Origin of the sequence: Polaribacter haliotis (assembly GCF_014784055.1) — a bacterium.
GTDB classification, from domain to species: domain Bacteria; phylum Bacteroidota; class Bacteroidia; order Flavobacteriales; family Flavobacteriaceae; genus Polaribacter; species Polaribacter haliotis.
On the sequence record NZ_CP061813.1, the window covers coordinates 1,615,420 to 1,630,723 of the forward strand.

19 protein-coding genes are annotated in these 15,304 nt (G+C 28.8%); 15 read left to right on the top strand and 4 right to left on the bottom strand.

From position 1 onward, the window contains the following. Nucleotide 1 precedes the first annotated feature (1 nt). The gene (locus H9I45_RS06805; protein WP_088354600.1) at nt 2–463 is read left to right on the top strand and encodes a DMP19 family protein; all 462 of its coding nucleotides are present in this window, start codon (nt 2–4) and stop codon (nt 461–463) included. Here H9I45_RS06805 and H9I45_RS06810 read toward each other — a convergent pair. After that, nucleotides 451–1,668 (bottom strand): MFS transporter, encoded by a 1,218-nt coding sequence (locus H9I45_RS06810; protein WP_088354601.1) that lies wholly within the window; start codon nt 1,666–1,668, stop codon nt 451–453. The two genes, H9I45_RS06805 and H9I45_RS06810, sit on opposite strands and share 13 nt — an antisense overlap. 259 nt (nt 1,669–1,927) lie before the next feature. On the opposite strand from H9I45_RS06810, the gene H9I45_RS06815 reads away from it, so the two are divergent. Together H9I45_RS06815 and H9I45_RS06820 are read left to right on the top strand one after the other, a co-directional pair. Beyond that, complete coding sequence (locus H9I45_RS06815; protein WP_088354602.1) at nt 1,928–2,461, top strand: DUF4252 domain-containing protein; 534 nt, start codon at nt 1,928–1,930, stop codon at nt 2,459–2,461. A 3-nt stretch (nt 2,462–2,464) separates the two neighbouring features. Further along, entirely contained in the window at nt 2,465–3,079 is a 615-nt protein-coding gene (locus tag H9I45_RS06820) for a DUF1684 domain-containing protein (protein ID WP_088354603.1), read from the top strand. Nucleotides 3,080–3,347: 268 nt separating this feature from the next. Here the strand turns inward: H9I45_RS06820 and H9I45_RS06825 are convergent, their stop codons facing one another. Continuing rightward, nucleotides 3,348–4,049 carry a crotonase/enoyl-CoA hydratase family protein gene (locus tag H9I45_RS06825; RefSeq protein ID WP_088354604.1) on the bottom strand — a complete coding sequence of 234 codons (702 nt, stop codon included), beginning with the start codon at nt 4,047–4,049 and terminating at the stop codon, nt 3,348–3,350. A 105-nt stretch (nt 4,050–4,154) separates the two neighbouring features. Between H9I45_RS06825 and H9I45_RS06830 the strand changes: the two genes are divergently transcribed. Next, on the top strand, nt 4,155–5,456 hold the full coding sequence (locus H9I45_RS06830; protein WP_088354605.1) for a voltage-gated chloride channel family protein: 1,302 nt from the start codon (nt 4,155–4,157) through the stop codon (nt 5,454–5,456). A gap of 28 nt (nt 5,457–5,484) precedes the next feature. On the opposite strand, the gene H9I45_RS06835 is transcribed toward H9I45_RS06830, so the two are convergent. Further along, nucleotides 5,485–6,447 carry a BT_3928 family protein gene (locus H9I45_RS06835; RefSeq protein WP_176397580.1) on the bottom strand — a complete coding sequence of 321 codons (963 nt, stop codon included), beginning with the start codon at nt 6,445–6,447 and terminating at the stop codon, nt 5,485–5,487. Nucleotides 6,448–6,476: 29 nt separating this feature from the next. Continuing rightward, a complete protein-coding gene (locus tag H9I45_RS06840; RefSeq protein ID WP_088354607.1) occupies nt 6,477–7,013 on the bottom strand; it encodes a DUF1599 domain-containing protein in 537 nt (178 codons plus the stop codon). An 88-nt stretch (nt 7,014–7,101) separates the two neighbouring features. Between H9I45_RS06840 and H9I45_RS06845 the strand changes: the two genes are divergently transcribed. The 11 genes from H9I45_RS06845 to H9I45_RS06895 all read left to right on the top strand — a co-directional run bounded on the left by H9I45_RS06845 (nt 7,102) and on the right by H9I45_RS06895 (nt 15,288). Next, nucleotides 7,102–7,683: an LOG family protein gene (locus tag H9I45_RS06845; protein WP_088354608.1), complete on the top strand. Its 582-nt coding sequence runs from the start codon at nt 7,102–7,104 to the stop codon at nt 7,681–7,683. After that, nucleotides 7,683–8,507, top strand: coding sequence for a dihydropteroate synthase (gene folP / locus H9I45_RS06850; protein ID WP_088354609.1), 825 nt, complete (start codon nt 7,683–7,685; stop codon nt 8,505–8,507). The genes H9I45_RS06845 and folP overlap by 1 nt, the downstream gene beginning before the upstream one ends. A gap of 369 nt (nt 8,508–8,876) precedes the next feature. Continuing rightward, nucleotides 8,877–9,482, top strand: coding sequence for an ExbD/TolR family protein (locus H9I45_RS06855; RefSeq protein ID WP_088354610.1), 606 nt, complete (start codon nt 8,877–8,879; stop codon nt 9,480–9,482). 52 nt (nt 9,483–9,534) lie between these two features. Then, nucleotides 9,535–10,311, top strand: a complete 777-nt coding sequence (gene cdaA / locus H9I45_RS06860) for a diadenylate cyclase CdaA (RefSeq protein ID WP_088354611.1) — start codon at nt 9,535–9,537, stop codon at nt 10,309–10,311. A 52-nt stretch (nt 10,312–10,363) separates the two neighbouring features. Beyond that, complete coding sequence (locus H9I45_RS16310; protein ID WP_217896863.1) at nt 10,364–11,545, top strand: nuclear transport factor 2 family protein; 1,182 nt, start codon at nt 10,364–10,366, stop codon at nt 11,543–11,545. Between the two features lie 72 nt (nt 11,546–11,617). Beyond that, complete coding sequence (locus H9I45_RS06870) at nt 11,618–11,944, top strand: ArsR/SmtB family transcription factor (RefSeq protein WP_088354612.1); 327 nt, start codon at nt 11,618–11,620, stop codon at nt 11,942–11,944. Between the two features lie 19 nt (nt 11,945–11,963). After that, complete coding sequence (locus tag H9I45_RS06875; RefSeq protein WP_088354613.1) at nt 11,964–12,581, top strand: arsenate-mycothiol transferase ArsC; 618 nt, start codon at nt 11,964–11,966, stop codon at nt 12,579–12,581. 14 nt (nt 12,582–12,595) lie between these two features. After that, the gene (locus H9I45_RS06880; RefSeq protein ID WP_088354614.1) at nt 12,596–13,057 is read left to right on the top strand and encodes a DUF6428 family protein; all 462 of its coding nucleotides are present in this window, start codon (nt 12,596–12,598) and stop codon (nt 13,055–13,057) included. Between the two features lie 181 nt (nt 13,058–13,238). Next, entirely contained in the window at nt 13,239–13,757 is a 519-nt protein-coding gene (locus H9I45_RS06885) for a Crp/Fnr family transcriptional regulator (protein ID WP_176397581.1), read from the top strand. An 84-nt stretch (nt 13,758–13,841) separates the two neighbouring features. Next, nucleotides 13,842–14,261 (top strand): DoxX family protein, encoded by a 420-nt coding sequence (locus H9I45_RS06890; RefSeq protein ID WP_088354616.1) that lies wholly within the window; start codon nt 13,842–13,844, stop codon nt 14,259–14,261. Nucleotides 14,262–14,316: 55 nt separating this feature from the next. Then, on the top strand, nt 14,317–15,288 hold the full coding sequence (locus tag H9I45_RS06895) for a VOC family protein (protein ID WP_088354617.1): 972 nt from the start codon (nt 14,317–14,319) through the stop codon (nt 15,286–15,288). Nucleotides 15,289–15,304: the final 16 nt, after the last annotated feature.

The window sequence follows — 15,304 nt, forward strand, 5'->3', positions numbered from 1 at the left end:
AATGACTTCAACAGAAATTGCTTTACTTTTAAATGACGATTCAGAAAAAATTACTCGAATTGGAGAAATCATTGGGAAGAAAATTCCTGAAAGAGATAATTTCGAAAATTTAAACGAGTTTGAAAAAAACTTTATTTACATTGATATTTTAGAACAAAATGTTACTGAAGGTGGTTTTATTCAATTCTTTTTTAGTTCTTCAGGGCAATTTACACATGAAATTTTTCAAGCTTATTTAGCTATAAAAGCAGAAAAAACCGTAGATATTTTAACGAAAGCCATCTTCTTATTCCCAGAAATTCCTGTTCCAAAAAACATAAAAATCCGACAAGGAATTCTCATGCAAAAGGAATCTAATATCGATTTATGGGACGATTTAGATCTTCAATTTGAAAAATACGAAGATGATATTGTTCAATTAACAATCGATTATGTTCGAGAAAATATTTCTTATTTCGATTGATATTCTTTTTCTTTCTTTAAAATCGTAACTAGAATTAACAGAATAAAAACACCAATAAGTGCTAAAACTGTTAATACATTCAAAGTAAATTCAAAACCAAATTTATCTACCATTTGCATTCCAGAATTATGACTAAAAATATGCGATAATGAAAACGCTATCGCATACAAAGCCATATATTCTCCTTGGTTTCCTTTCTTTGCTCTTTCCACTGCAAAAGCATTTGAAAACGGAAAAGCAATCATTTCTCCTACAGTCATTAACAACATTCCTATTAACAAAATTCCGAACCAAGAAGTTGCATTTAAAATTGTAAAACTAATTGCGACTAAAAACAAACCAATTGCAACTAATTTAATTTTCGAATTTTTTGGATTTTCTAACCATTTAATTAATGGCATTTCAAAAACAAAAATGAAAAACCCATTGAATCCCATTAGTAAACCTATCTCTAATTCAGACAACATTCTAACGTCTTTATAGTATAAAGGCATTGTAGAGAAATATTGTAAAAAGGTAAATCCGAAAATAAACATCGCTATAAAAAACACCCAAAAAGCTTTGTCTTTGTAAGCAGAAACTGGATTCTCTACTTTAACCTTATCTAAAATTCTTGCTTTTTTAGGGTGCAAAACATTCAACAATAAAATTCCTGCTAAAGCACATGTAATTCCATCTACCCAAAACAAACCTTGGTAACCAATACTTACAATTATAATTCCACCAATTGCAGGTCCAGCAGAAAATCCTAAATTAATTGCCAAACGAATTAAAGTTACAGAACGTGTTTTATTCTCTGGTTTACTGTACGCATTTAAAGCCACAAACATAGCTGGCCTAAAAGCATCTGCCACCAACATTACTATAAAAATACCTAGACAAAACTCATTAAAAGTTGTTGCAAACTGTAATAAAACAAAGAAAATTCCGGTTAGAAATAAACTAAATAACATCACTTTATAATACCCTATTTTATCTGTCAACTTACCTCCTAACCAAGTTCCTACCAAAGAACCAATTCCAAAAAAAGACATAATCCAACCCACATCAGAAAGTGAAAAATTAAGACTTTTTGTTAGATATAAAGACAAGAACGGAATTACCATTGTTCCTGCTCTGTTAATTAAAGTTATTAACGAAAGCCACCAAACTTCTTTAGAGAGTCCTCTAAAAGTATTAATGTAGTTTTTAAATAAAGTATTCATGGTTGGTTGATTTATTAATGCTGAATCGAAATTCAGAATTCATGTAAAAGTAAAAAGTCCGACTGTGAAGTCGGACTTTTTATAACTGTTTGATTTTATATAGATATCATCAAAACATATAAACATACCGACTTTTTCGTGAAACACACGATTGCTTGGTAATGTTTGTAATGACATTTTTCATTTCTGGTTTATTGATGCATCAAATCTACATAAAATAATTGAAAGTTGTATTTTTGGTTTTCAATAATCATTATTTATGAAAAAACATATCATCATAATTTGTATTTCACTTTTTCTTTTTTCTTGTGGAAGTGGAAAATCTTTTCAAAGTTTTTTTAATGACCATAAAAGCGATTTAGGTGTAACTGCATTTCAAGTCCCTAATTTTATGAGAGCATTATTAACCAATATTTCTCCAGAAATTAATGATTTATTTGGGAATGTTAGAGACTTTAAAGTCATCACTTTTAATGATATTTCTAAAGAAAAACAATCACAATTAATTGGTGAAATGAATTTGGTAACAAATTCAAATTTCACAGATATATTAAGAACAAATACAGAAGAAAAAACTAAAATTATTTCAGTAAAAGAAAATGGAGATATCGTTTCACAAGCTATTATTTTTAATTCAACATTAGCAAAAACATCTGTTATTTATCTAAAAGGAAGGTTTGACCCCAATCAATTAAAACAACTATCAGAAACAAATCAATTTGAAGAATTATCTACTAAACTAATTCAGAATTACCAAACAACACCTAAAACACCAGGTTTCAATCCAAATTAAAAGATGAAAAAACTCGTTCTATTATTCACTTCATTATTGATAATTTCTTGTAACTCTCAAGGAAAAAGAGCTTTGGTTGGTGAAACTGAATATCAACAAGAATTGAATGCTAGTTATAAAGACGCATCGAAATCTCCACTAAAAAAGAAAGATTTAAAGAATTTTAAAGGATTAGATTTCTTTCCAATAGATTCAACTTTTATTGTCACTGCAAAATTGACTCGAACAGAAAATGCGCCAACTTTTGAAATGGCAACAACCACAGATAGAAAACCTTTGTATAAAGAATATGGCAAATTAAACTTCACTTTAAAGGGTAAAGATTTAGAATTAACTATTTACCAAAGTCAAGATGATTTGCGAGACGAAAAGTATAAAGATTACTTATTTTTACCTTTTACAGACGATACTTCTGGCGAAGATTCTTATGGTGGAGGGCGTTATATGGATGTAATGATAACAGATATTTCCGAAGAAAATACGGTTGAATTAAATTTCAACAACACCTACAACCCTTACTGTGCTTATAATGACAAGTATTCTTGTCCACTTACACCAAGAAAAAATCATTTGGATGTAGAAATAAAAGCCGGAATTAAAGTTTTTGAGAAACATTAGTTTTTGTAGCTATTTCCTGCTTTCCACTATATCTTTTTTTGAGAAAAACAAAAAAAGGATGTCGTTTCAATCAGGGCTAAGCTTGTTTGTTCGCTTTTTTATTTTCCCTAAAGTTAAATTAAATACTAAATGTCATTTCGACTTTATGGAGAAATCTCAAATAAAATTAAGAAAAAAGATTTCTCAACTTCATTGCATTCGAAATGACAAACAATTAAAAGTTACAACATAATTTTATATATTTTGTTTTGTTTTCAAACTCTATATATTACGAGTTTATAGAAATATCACCTGCTAAATCCAACTCAATCGCTTTTTCTAAATTCTCTAAATGTTGTTTTCTAACTTTTAGTTTCGTTTCCGAATGTGCTTTCTTGTTAAGTTTAGAAAACATTCCAGCAACTTTAATTGCAGTTGGTAATAAATGGCTTTCAGGAACCACTAAATCTAAAAAACCAGCATCAATTGCTTGTTTCGGATTGTAAATTTCTGCGTTATTTACACTTCTATTTAAATACACTTCAGACAAACGAGCTTTTGCAATCGCAATTCCTGCATTGTGCATGGTCATACCAATCATTACTTCATTTAAACCAATTTTAAAATCGCCTTCTACTCCAATTCTATAATCGGAAGACAATAGTAAAAAAGCCCCTTTCGCAATTGCATGACCAGAACAAGCTACAATTATAGGTTGAGGAAAAGACAACATTTTTAATGATAATTTAGAACCTTTTGTTACCAATTCTTTGGCAGATTCAGGTGATTTTGTCATCACTTTTAAATCGAAACCTGCAGAAAATATTCCATTTTGTCCAGTAAGAATTACTACTTTATTTTCTTTTTTAGCTTTGTTTAAATTTTCGTTTAAACCATCTACAACCTCGTGAGAAATTGCGTTTGCTTTTCCGTTTTTGATAGTTATTATTGCGTAATTTTCTTCTGATGTATAGGTAACAAATTCGTTCATTTTTTTAATTTTATAACTTGAAAACAAGTTACAACAAAATCTTAAAAAAAGGAATATTTAGCTACTTAATATCTTTCCTTTTAATTGTTTATTTTTGCTGCATATATGGATAAAATTAAAAGATTCTTTCTTTCCTTTGAGCAAAGCTTTTCTTTGCTTTTTCTTTTAAAATGGACTTTTATCTGTTTGCTTATTGGTGCTTTTACAGGAAGTGCATCTGCAGTATTTTTATGGACTTTAGAATGGGCAACAAATTATAGAGAAGCAAATCTTTGGATAATTGCATTTTTGCCAATTGCAGGTTTAGTCATTGGTTTGTCTTATCATTATTATGGCGAAAGTGTTGTAAAAGGGAACAATTTATTGCTGGAAGAATTCCATTCTCCTAAAAAAATAATTCCTTTTAAAATGGCCCCTTTAGTTTTTTTAGGCACCATTCTTACACATTTATTTGGAGGTTCTGCAGGTCGTGAAGGAACTGCTGTACAAATTGGTGGCGCAATTGCAGATCAGTTTACAAAAATATTCAAACTATCTAATTTAGATCGAAAAATTATATTAATTGCTGGTATAAGTGCTGGTTTTGCATCTGTTTTTGGAACACCTTTGGCTGGTGCCATTTTTGCTTTGGAAGTAATGATTATTGGACGCATAAAATTTGATGCGATTATTCCGAGTTTTTTAGCCGCAATTTTTGCCAACTATTTTTGTGATTTCTGGAAAATTTCTCATCATACTCACTATACAATTTCAAGAGTTGCAGATTTAACACCTGCAACTGTTTTATGGTCTTTATTAGCAGGAATTATTTTTGGTTTGGTAAGTATGCTATTTTCTAAATCAACTCATTTTTGGGGTAATTTATTCAAAAGAACGATTAAATATCCTCCACTTCGTCCTGTAATTGGTGGAACAATACTAGCCATTACTTGGTATTTAATAGGAACTACAAAATATATTGGTTTAGGTGTGCCAACAATTGTAGATGCTTTTAATATCGATTTAAATTCTTATGATTTTTTACTGAAATTATTATTTACTTCGTTCACTTTAGGAGCAGGTTTTAAAGGTGGTGAAGTAACACCATTATTCTTTATTGGTGCAACATTAGGAAACGTATTAATTTGGTTTATTCCTTTGCCAATGCCATTATTAGCAGGAATGGGCTTTGTTGCAGTTTTTGCAGGAGCTACTAATACTCCAATTGCTTGTACAATTATGGGTATCGAATTATTCGGAATAGAATCTGGCGTTTTTATTGCATTGGCCTGTATAACTTCTTATTTATTTTCTGGACATTCTGGTATTTATGCTGCTCAAATTATTGGAAGCTCTAAACACATATTCTTTAAAAAAGAAAAAGGACTAACACTTACTGAAATAGATAAACTACGCAATAAGAATTAGTCCTTTGTAAGTTGAAAATAGGAGTATTTTACAATTCTAAATCATCTACATCTACCCAATTTTTCTTTTGAGTAACGGTTCCTTTGTCTAAAATTATGACTCCAGGGTTTGCTCTAATCATTGTTTTTATGGTTGTTTCATCACAAAACAAAAACTCGAAAGGCAAATTATACTTTTTTTGCACTAATAATAAATCGTCTGTAAAAGAAGCAGATGCTCCATAAACTGTATATCCTTTTGCGATTGCTTTTTCTGCAATTTCTTTAATTGCAGGAAAACCACTTTTGTCTGCTTTGTCTAAATTATAAACAGCGATTAACATTACTTTTTCTTTTTCCAATAAAATTGGTGCTAAATCTTGCTGTGCATCTTCCAACATAAAATCGTGCACTGGAGGAATACTTCCATCTTCTGGATACTTCATTCCTTCTTTTAAATCTTTTCCAACAGCATACGCTCTAAAGTCGATAATTGGCAAATGTGTTAATACATGTTGTACAATAAATAAGAAAACTCCTAAAGACAAAAATGTAATTATTTTTGGAATTTTACCTTTAAAAATTGGTTTGATGTATTCAACCTTTATCAATAATAAAAGGATTAAAACGATTAAAATTACGTTTTTATAAAAGGTTTCCCAAGGCGTTAATTTAATTGCATCTCCAAAACAACCACAATCTGTTACTTTGTTATAAAAAGCTGAATACCAAGTTAAAAATAAGAAAATCAACGTAAGAATTAGCAAACTCCAAACTGTAAATTTTGGTTTGTAACCAATTAAAATCATGACTCCCAAAAGAATTTCTGCAACAATCAACATTACTGCAAATGGTAATGCATAAGGAATTAAAAATTCCATATTTAAAACGCTTTCAGAAAAGTATTCTTGAAACTTGTATTGAGAACCAATAGGATCTACCAATTTTACAAAGCCTGAAAATATAAATAAGGCTCCTACTAATATTCTAGAAATTTGGACTAATATTTTCATAATCAAAATTATATTATTTTAAACTAAACTTAAGCACCCATATGAATCATCGCAAAAACAGCATAATTAATCATATCTTGATAATTCGCATCAATTCCTTCAGAAACCAACGTTTTACCTTTATTATCTTCGATTTGTTTTACTCTTAATAATTTTTGCAAAATTAAATCTGTTAAACTCGAAACACGCATTTCACGCCAAGCTTCACCATAATCGTGGTTTTTATTCAACATTAAATCTTTGGTAATTTTACTGTGTTTATCATATAAAACTGTTGCTTGTTCTGTATTTAAATCAGGATTTTCAACAACACCATTTTCTAACTGAATCAAAGCCATTATCGAGTAATTTATAATTCCGATAAATTCAGATTTCTCTCCTTCATCTACTTTTCTTACCTCATTTTCTTGTAATTGACGAATTCTTTGAGCTTTTATAAAAATTTGATCCGTTAAAGAAGGCAAACGTAAAATTCGCCAAGCAGAACCGTAATCGCTCATTTTTTTGATGAACAAACTTCTACATTCATCTATTACAGCATCGTATTGTTTTGAAGTATCTTGCATTTTCTCTTGTTAAAAAGTATTTGCTCAAAAATACTAAATCCTATATGCTTTTCATTTATTTTTACAAAAGAATTTTAAAAACATAAAATTGAATAAAGTTGTTGTTTTTTGTGGCTCAAGTTTGGGTTTTAATCCTATTTATAAAGAAAGTGCGATTGAACTGGGAAATTATTTTGCGGAAAATAATATCAGTTTAGTTTTTGGCGGTGGAAAAGTAGGAATGATGGGTGTTCTAGCAGACACCATTTTAGCTAAAAACGGTGAAGTTATTGGCGTAATTCCGAGCTTATTACACAAAGAAGAAGTAATTCATATTGGTGTAAAAAACATGACCGTTTGCAAAACCATGAGCGAACGCAAAGTAATTATGAGCAAATTAGTTGATGGTTATATTACACTTCCTGGAGGTTTTGGAACTTTAGATGAACTCTTCGAAGCACTAACTTTAAGTCAATTACAAATTGAACAAAAACCAGTTGGATTGCTAAATGTAAATGGTTTTTTTGATGCCATTTTATTGCAATTAAATAAAATGGTTCAAGAAGGATATCTCAAACAAGCAAATAGAAATATGTTAATCGTTGGCACTTCTGTAACTGAATTAATGCAGAAAATGACCAATTACAAAGCACCGGAAATAGTACATATTATTAACAAAGTTGTAAAGTAATGACCATAAATTGCAAGGGAACTTTATTCGATTTATCATCACCAAAAGTGATGGGAATTTTAAATATTACGCCAGATTCCTTCTTTGATGGTGGCAAATATAAAAATGAAGTAGAAATTCTAAATCAGACAGAAAAAATGCTTTTGGGAGGTGCGACTTTTATAGATGTTGGTGCCTATTCTTCTAGACCTGGAGCAATTCATATTTCCGAAGAACAAGAATTACAAAGAATTATTCCTGTAATTAATTTATTGGTTAAGAATTTCCCTGAAATTGTTATTTCTGTAGATACTTTTAGAAGCAAAATTGCCAAAGAAACTGTAGAAAATGGTGTTGCAATTGTAAACGATATTTCTGGTGGAAAAATGGATGATAAAATGTTTGAAACCATAGCAAAACTTCAGGTTCCATATATTTTAATGCACATGTTGGGTACTCCTCAAAACATGCAAAAAGATCCAATTTATAAAGATGTAACTCAAGAAATTATTTCTTTTTTTGCAGAACAAATTCATAAATTACACCAACTAAAACTAAATGATATTATTATAGATGTCGGTTTTGGTTTTGGGAAAACTGTTGCTCATAATTTTGAAATTTTGAAGAATTTAGACCTTTTTAAAAGTTTAGATGCACCAATTTTAGCCGGAATTTCACGTAAATCAATGTTGTATAAAACATTAGATATTTCTGCACAAGAAGCTCTAAATGCCACCACTTCTGCAAATACAATTGCACTTTTAAATGGCGCAAATATTTTACGCGTTCACGATGTAAAAGAAGCTGTTGAAGCTGTAAAAATTGTAAATCAGGTTTCTTTTTAGGAGCTATTACCAGCTTTCCACTATATCTTTTTGTTGAAAAAACAAAAAGGATGTCGTTTCAATCTGGGCTAAACTTGCTTGCCAACTTCCTTGTCATTCCTGCGAAAGCAGGAATCTATAATAGATAAATAAACCAGCTCTTAATAATTTGTCTAAGCAATTACTTCTTTTTAAAAGTTAATTTTTTGAGTACTTATAAATGTTAGTTTGGATTCCTGCCTTCGCAGGAATGACAATACGAAAAATTTTATGGCACCAATTTTGTTAAATAAATGTTAACGCCAAAAATCTACCTAATTAAACTTTAATAATCCTTCTCGAAATAGTTCGAAAGGAAATCTAAATTATTAACTTTTAAAAACAAACATTATGAGTAGAAAACAATCTCCAGAAATTAATGCTGGCTCTATGGCAGACATCGCATTTTTATTATTAATCTTTTTCTTGGTTACCACAACTATGAATGTAGATGCAGGAATTTCAAGAAAAATTCCTCCGAAAGAAGAGATTCCATCGGATATTTTGGTAAACGAAAGAAACATTTTAGAAGTAAACATCAACAAAAACAACGATATTTTTGCTGATGGAAAAACAATTCAAATGAATGAATTAAAACAAATTGCCATCGATTTTATAGACAATGGTGGTGGATTAGATATCAACAAAAAAAGTTGCGATTGGTGTGAAGGTTCGAAAATAAAAACATCTTCAGATCATCCAACAAAGGCAATTATTTCAATAAAAACAGACAGAACAACAAATTACGAAACTTATATTTCAACTTTAGATATTTTAAATTCTGCGTATTCACATTTAAGAAATAAATTATCGGTAAAACTGTATAATAGAAATTATAATAGTTTATTAGAAGATTTTAAGAAATCGAATAACAACGATAAAAATCTTCAAGATAAAATAAAACTGATTCGCGAAAAATATCCTTTATTATTATCTGATGCAGAAATAAATAATTGATTCTCTTATCAATAAATTTATTAGTATTTTAGCCTAAAATCAGTCTGTTTTTATGTTCGATTTTATTGAATTTTCTTTGTTAGATATTTTAGATATTCTGTTGGTAGCAACACTACTTTATTATATTTACAAACTTTTAAAAGGAACTGTTGCCATTAACATTGTTATTGGAATTGCATTTATTTTTCTAATTTGGAAAATTACACAAGCCCTTAAAATGGAAATGTTAAGTGGCATTTTAGGCTATTTACTTTCTGGTGGAGTTATTGCGTTAATCATTGTTTTTCAACAAGAAATACGAAAATTCTTATTAATGATTGGTACTACAAACTTTACCAATAAACGGAGTTTTCTAAAACAATTAAAGTTCTTACAAACAGAAATTAGTACCGAAATTGATACAGATGTAATTTTAGAAGCCTGTAGAAAAATGTCTAAGACAAAAACAGGCGCTTTAATAGTAATTGAAAGAACAAACGCGTTAGATTTCTTAATTAATACTGGCGATAACATGAATGCTCAAATTAATGAAGCTCTTTTACAAAGTGTTTTTTACAAAAACAGCCCTTTACACGATGGAGCTTTAATTATTAGAGATAATTATATTGTAGCAACCAGAGTTGTTTTACCAATTTCCGACAGCACAAAAATTCCTGCAAGATTTGGTTTAAGACACAGAGCCGCAATTGGCGTTTCAGAAAAAACAGATGCAGTTTGTGTTTTAGTTTCCGAAGAAACTGGTGAAATTTCTTACATTAAAGATGGCGAATTTGTACTTTATAAAGACTTTGAAGAATTAAATGATAAAATGAAAAAAGACTTTATGTAGTCATTTTAAAAATAAAGTTACTTTCTTAAAACTTTGAATACCCATTCTTATTATGAAAAATATATTTTTCTTATTTATTCTAATTTCATCAACAATTTTTAGTCAAACAAATACGGAAATTCATGTTTTTGATATTGAAAAATCAGGTGATAAAATTGAATTAAAAAACGGAAAAAATATTTCGAATAATAAAGGATATGATAGTCAGCCTTATTTTTATGAAGATTCCAAAGTTATATTTGCTTCCACAAGAAATGGAAATACAGATATCGCTTTGTACGATTTAAATAAAAATAATTCTGAACTAAACTATCTTTCTGCAACAGAAAATGGTGGAGAATATTCGCCACAAAAAATTCCAAATTCCAATGATGTTTCTGCTGTAAGATTAGATAGTAATGGACTGCAACGTTTTTATAGTTACGATTTCAACTCAAAAAACCCAACAGAACTTATTCCTAATTTAAAAGTCGCCTATCCAACTTGGTTTAATGAAAATATTGTGATTGCAGTTTCAATTGTAAATGATTCTCTAGAGCTTTTTATCTCAGATATTAAAAAGAAAACAAACCTTTCAGTTGCAAAAAACGTTGGGCGTTCTGTACATAAAATTCCGAATTCTAATTTAATAAGTTTTATAAGTAAAGAGAACAAAGAATATTGGTTGTTAAAATCTTTAAATCCCAAAACAAAAGAAATTAAAAGTATTTGCTCCGTTGGTAAAACTGAAGATGTTACTTGGTTGCCAGATGGAACTTTATTAATTTCTATAGAGAAATCCATTTATAAATTCAATCCAAGGGAAGATAAAAATCCAAGTTTGTTTTTTAATTTTTCTGATGAAAACATCAATAATATTTCCAGAATGGCAGTAAACAATTCTGGAACTAAAATAGCAATTGTAGCAGAAGTTTCTCCAAGATATTTAGCACAAGAACAATTAGATGGTTACAATAATAGAGATATTGAAGCTTTTCTTAAACCCTATGCAAAAAACGTAAAAGTGTATAATTTCCCAAATGAACTTCGTTACGAAGGCATCGAAAAAATGCGAGAACGTTATACTGGCTTCTTTAAAAATACACCAGATTTACATTGTAAATTATTAAATAGAATTGTTTTCGAAAACAAAGTTATAGACCACGAATTGGTAACCGTAAATGGAAATCAATTTAAAGCAGTTGCAGTTTACACTATAAAAAACGGTAAAATATCCTCAGTTACTTTTATGTAAAATATTAAAATAAAAAGCAAAAATTGTATCTACATCAAATATTAATCGTAATATTGCAATAAACAAATTAATATGGGTTTAACTAAATCAGAGATTTTTACAGAAGAACAAAATGAAATTGCTGCGATTGCAAAAGTTTTAGGACATCCTGCAAGAATTGCCATATTAGAATTTATAATAAAACTAAATACTTGTGTTTGTGGAGATTTAGTAAAAGATATTGGTTTGGCGCAACCAACTATTTCTCAACATTTAAAAGAATTAAAGAAAGTAGGAATTATAAAAGGCACAATTGAAGGAACTAGCGTTTGTTACTGCATTCATCAAGAAGATTGGAGTAAAATAAAAAATATTTTAAATAAATTTTTAAATCAAAATTTAAACGAAAACTGTTGTTAATAAAAGAAACTCTATAAAAATGGAAAAAATTAATCAAAAAATAACAACTACAATTTCTAATTTAGAAATTGATAAAATTACTAATGATAGGAAACTAGTATTAGAACCATTAGTTAACTTTATACAAGAAAAAGTCGCAACAAATAAAGATGTAAATATCAATTTTATTTGTACGCATAATTCAAGAAGAAGTCATTTAGCTCAAATATGGGCTCAAACAATGGCAGCATATTTTAATATTAAAAATGTAAAATGTTATTCTGGAGGAACAGAAGCAACTGCAATGTTTTATAAAGTTGTGGAAACACTAAAAAACACTGGCTTTGAAATTAATAAAATTTCTGAAACTGAAAATCCTATTTATGCAATAAAATTTAACGATAATTCGCAACCAATTATTGGTTTTTCTAAAAAATATGAAAATGAATTTAATCCTAAATCAGAGTTTGCGGCAATTATGACTTGTTCACAAGCAGATGTAGGTTGCCCATTTATTTTTGGTGCTGAAAAGAGAATTCCAATTACCTATGAAGATCCTAAATTGTTTGATGGTAAAGAAATTCAAGCAGAAAAATACCAAGAAAGAAGTTTACAAATAGCAACAGAAATGTTATATGTATTTTCAAATATTAATTAATAAAAAGAAACATTATGAAATTATCAGAAATAAAAAGTTATCTAAAAAATTTAGAAACCATTTCTTTTCAATTACCAAATGGAGAATTAGTTCCTAGTCATTTTCACGTGACTGAAGTTGGAAAAGTAACAAAGAATTTTATTGATTGTGGTGGAAAAGTTAGAAACGAAGAAGTCATCAATTTTCAACTTTGGGAAGAAAACGATTACGACCACAGATTGCATCCAGAGAAATTAATAAACATTATAGAGTTGTCTGAAAAAATGTTTCAATTTAATGATGTAGAAATTGAAGTAGAGTATCAAGGCAAAGAAACGATTGGAAAATATGGTTTAGATTTCGTTGGAAAAAACTTTATTTTAACTTCAAAAATTACTGCTTGTTTGGCTTTAGATGCTTGTGGAATAACGAAACCAAAAATTAAAATTTCTGAACTACAAAGCTCTTGTTGTGATCCAAAATCTGGTTGTTGTTAGGTTCTTTTTAAGAAACTAAGAAAATGGAATAAATTTTTGCATTTTAAAATAAAGATCTTAATTTAAAATTTGGGGTAAAAACATCTATATTCTAAAAAGTATATATAGGGGAATAATTGCAGTTTGTTTCTCTATCATAAAAAAGATAACTTTGTAATATCTAATCTTAAAATTATTTAAATTGATAGATGATGTATCTAAAAAAATAAAAAAAGTTTCTAAAGGAGAGATACTATTAAAACAAGGTGAAATTGCAAAGCATGGTTATTTTGTAAAAAAGGGTTGTCTTAAAAGCTATGCAATAGACAAAGCAGGTAAAGAACATATTATGCAATTTGCTCCAGAATCTTGGTTAATATCAGATTTGGATAGTTTTACAAACCAAACACCATCTTTAGTTTTTATAGAAGTAATAGAAAACTCTGAAGTAGTGCTTTTTTCAAAATCAGATTTTAAAGCTTTAGAAGATTTGGATCATAAGACCGTTATTGAAATAGCCAATAAATTTAGAAACAATTTAATAGCTTCTAACAAGCGTATAATAGGTTTGTTAAGTGCAACTGCAGAAAAACGTTATTTAGATTTTACTGAAACTTACCCAACATTGGTACAAAGACTGCCTCTTAAATTAATAGCTTCTTACATTGGTGTAACACCAGAATATTTAAGTGAAATAAGAAGAAAAATAACAAAAAAATAAAATACTATTTCTTAAGGTATCTTATTTTTTATTAATAGACAATGCACCAATTTTGCATTAAAATAATTAATAAAAAATTAAGAAATGACAAATCAAAAAAACAACAAAGCAATACACATTTTGCTTTGGATTGCTCAAGGATTATTAGCCCTTATGTTTATAATGGCAGGATTAACAAAAGCTACACAACCAATAGAAGCCTTAGCAGATTCTTTACCATGGGTAACCTCTACCTCTACAGGGTTAGTACGTTTTATTGGTATTAGCGAACTTTTAGGAGGTTTAGGTTTATTATTACCATCTATTTTTAGATTTAAACCATTTTTAACTGTTTGGGCCGCTTTAGGTTTAGCTGTTGTTATGGTTTTAGCTGTTATTTTTCATGCATCTAGAGGCGAATTCTCTGCTATTATAGTAAATATAATAATTCTGGCTTTTGCTGTATTTATTGCTTGGGGAAGAACTAAAAAAGCACCAATTAAAACAAAAGTAACAGTAAAATAATCGGCATTAAAGTATTTTTTTTTACAACCCTAATTTCACACTTTTAACTAACACAATGCACCGAAAATATTTTTTAAAAACTATTTTTGGTGCATCAATTTTAATTTCAATGGATAGGTTTTCTTCAATAAATAACTCCATTTCAGATACAAATAAAACGAATAACACTTCTATAAGGTTCGCCTCATTTGGAGCAATTCATTTAAATAATACAAGTTTAGAAAAATCTACTTTTTTCTGGACAAAAATAGCAGGAATGAAGTTGAGAAGTTCTTCTGAAAAAATTGCTGAATTTGGTACAGAAACAAAAACTCTTGTTGTAGTTTATGAAACTGCTAAATATCCTTTTAAAAAAGGGTATAGTGGACTTTATCATGTCGCAATTCATGCACCCAATAATAAAGCTTTTGCAAATATGATAAACAGATTAATGGTGCAGAATTATCCTTTTTCTCCAGTAGACCACACCATGTCTAAATCTGTTTATTTAGATGATCCTGATGGGATAAATATAGAATTTACACTAGAAACTCCAGAAAGATTTAAAAGAGTTGTAACGAATGGTGGTTTAAGAATTGAAGATGTAGATGGAAATGTAAAAAGTGCATCCGATTATTTAAATATTAATGAGGTTTTAGAATATTTAGAAGATAATAATAGCGCTAAAATTATAGATGAAGACACTTATATTGGTCATTTACATTTGTATGCAAATAATGTTGAAAATTCAAATACATTTTATACGAAAATAGGTTTTATTCCATTTAATAACTTTCCCCAATTTATGTATTCAGATTTAGGATTTGGTGGCGCTTACCAACATAGGATTGCTTTAAACTCTTGGCATGGAATAAATAGACCATTAGCTCCAAAAGAACAAGCTGGAATGAGATATTTTCATATTAATTTTAATTCAAAAGAGAAATTAGAGCAAGCTGTAAAAAATGTTTCTGAATACGAAAAAAAGGATGATGGGTATTTTGTATATGATACTACTGGAAATAGTATTTTTCTATCGAATTCTTAAATTTTAAAATTACTTT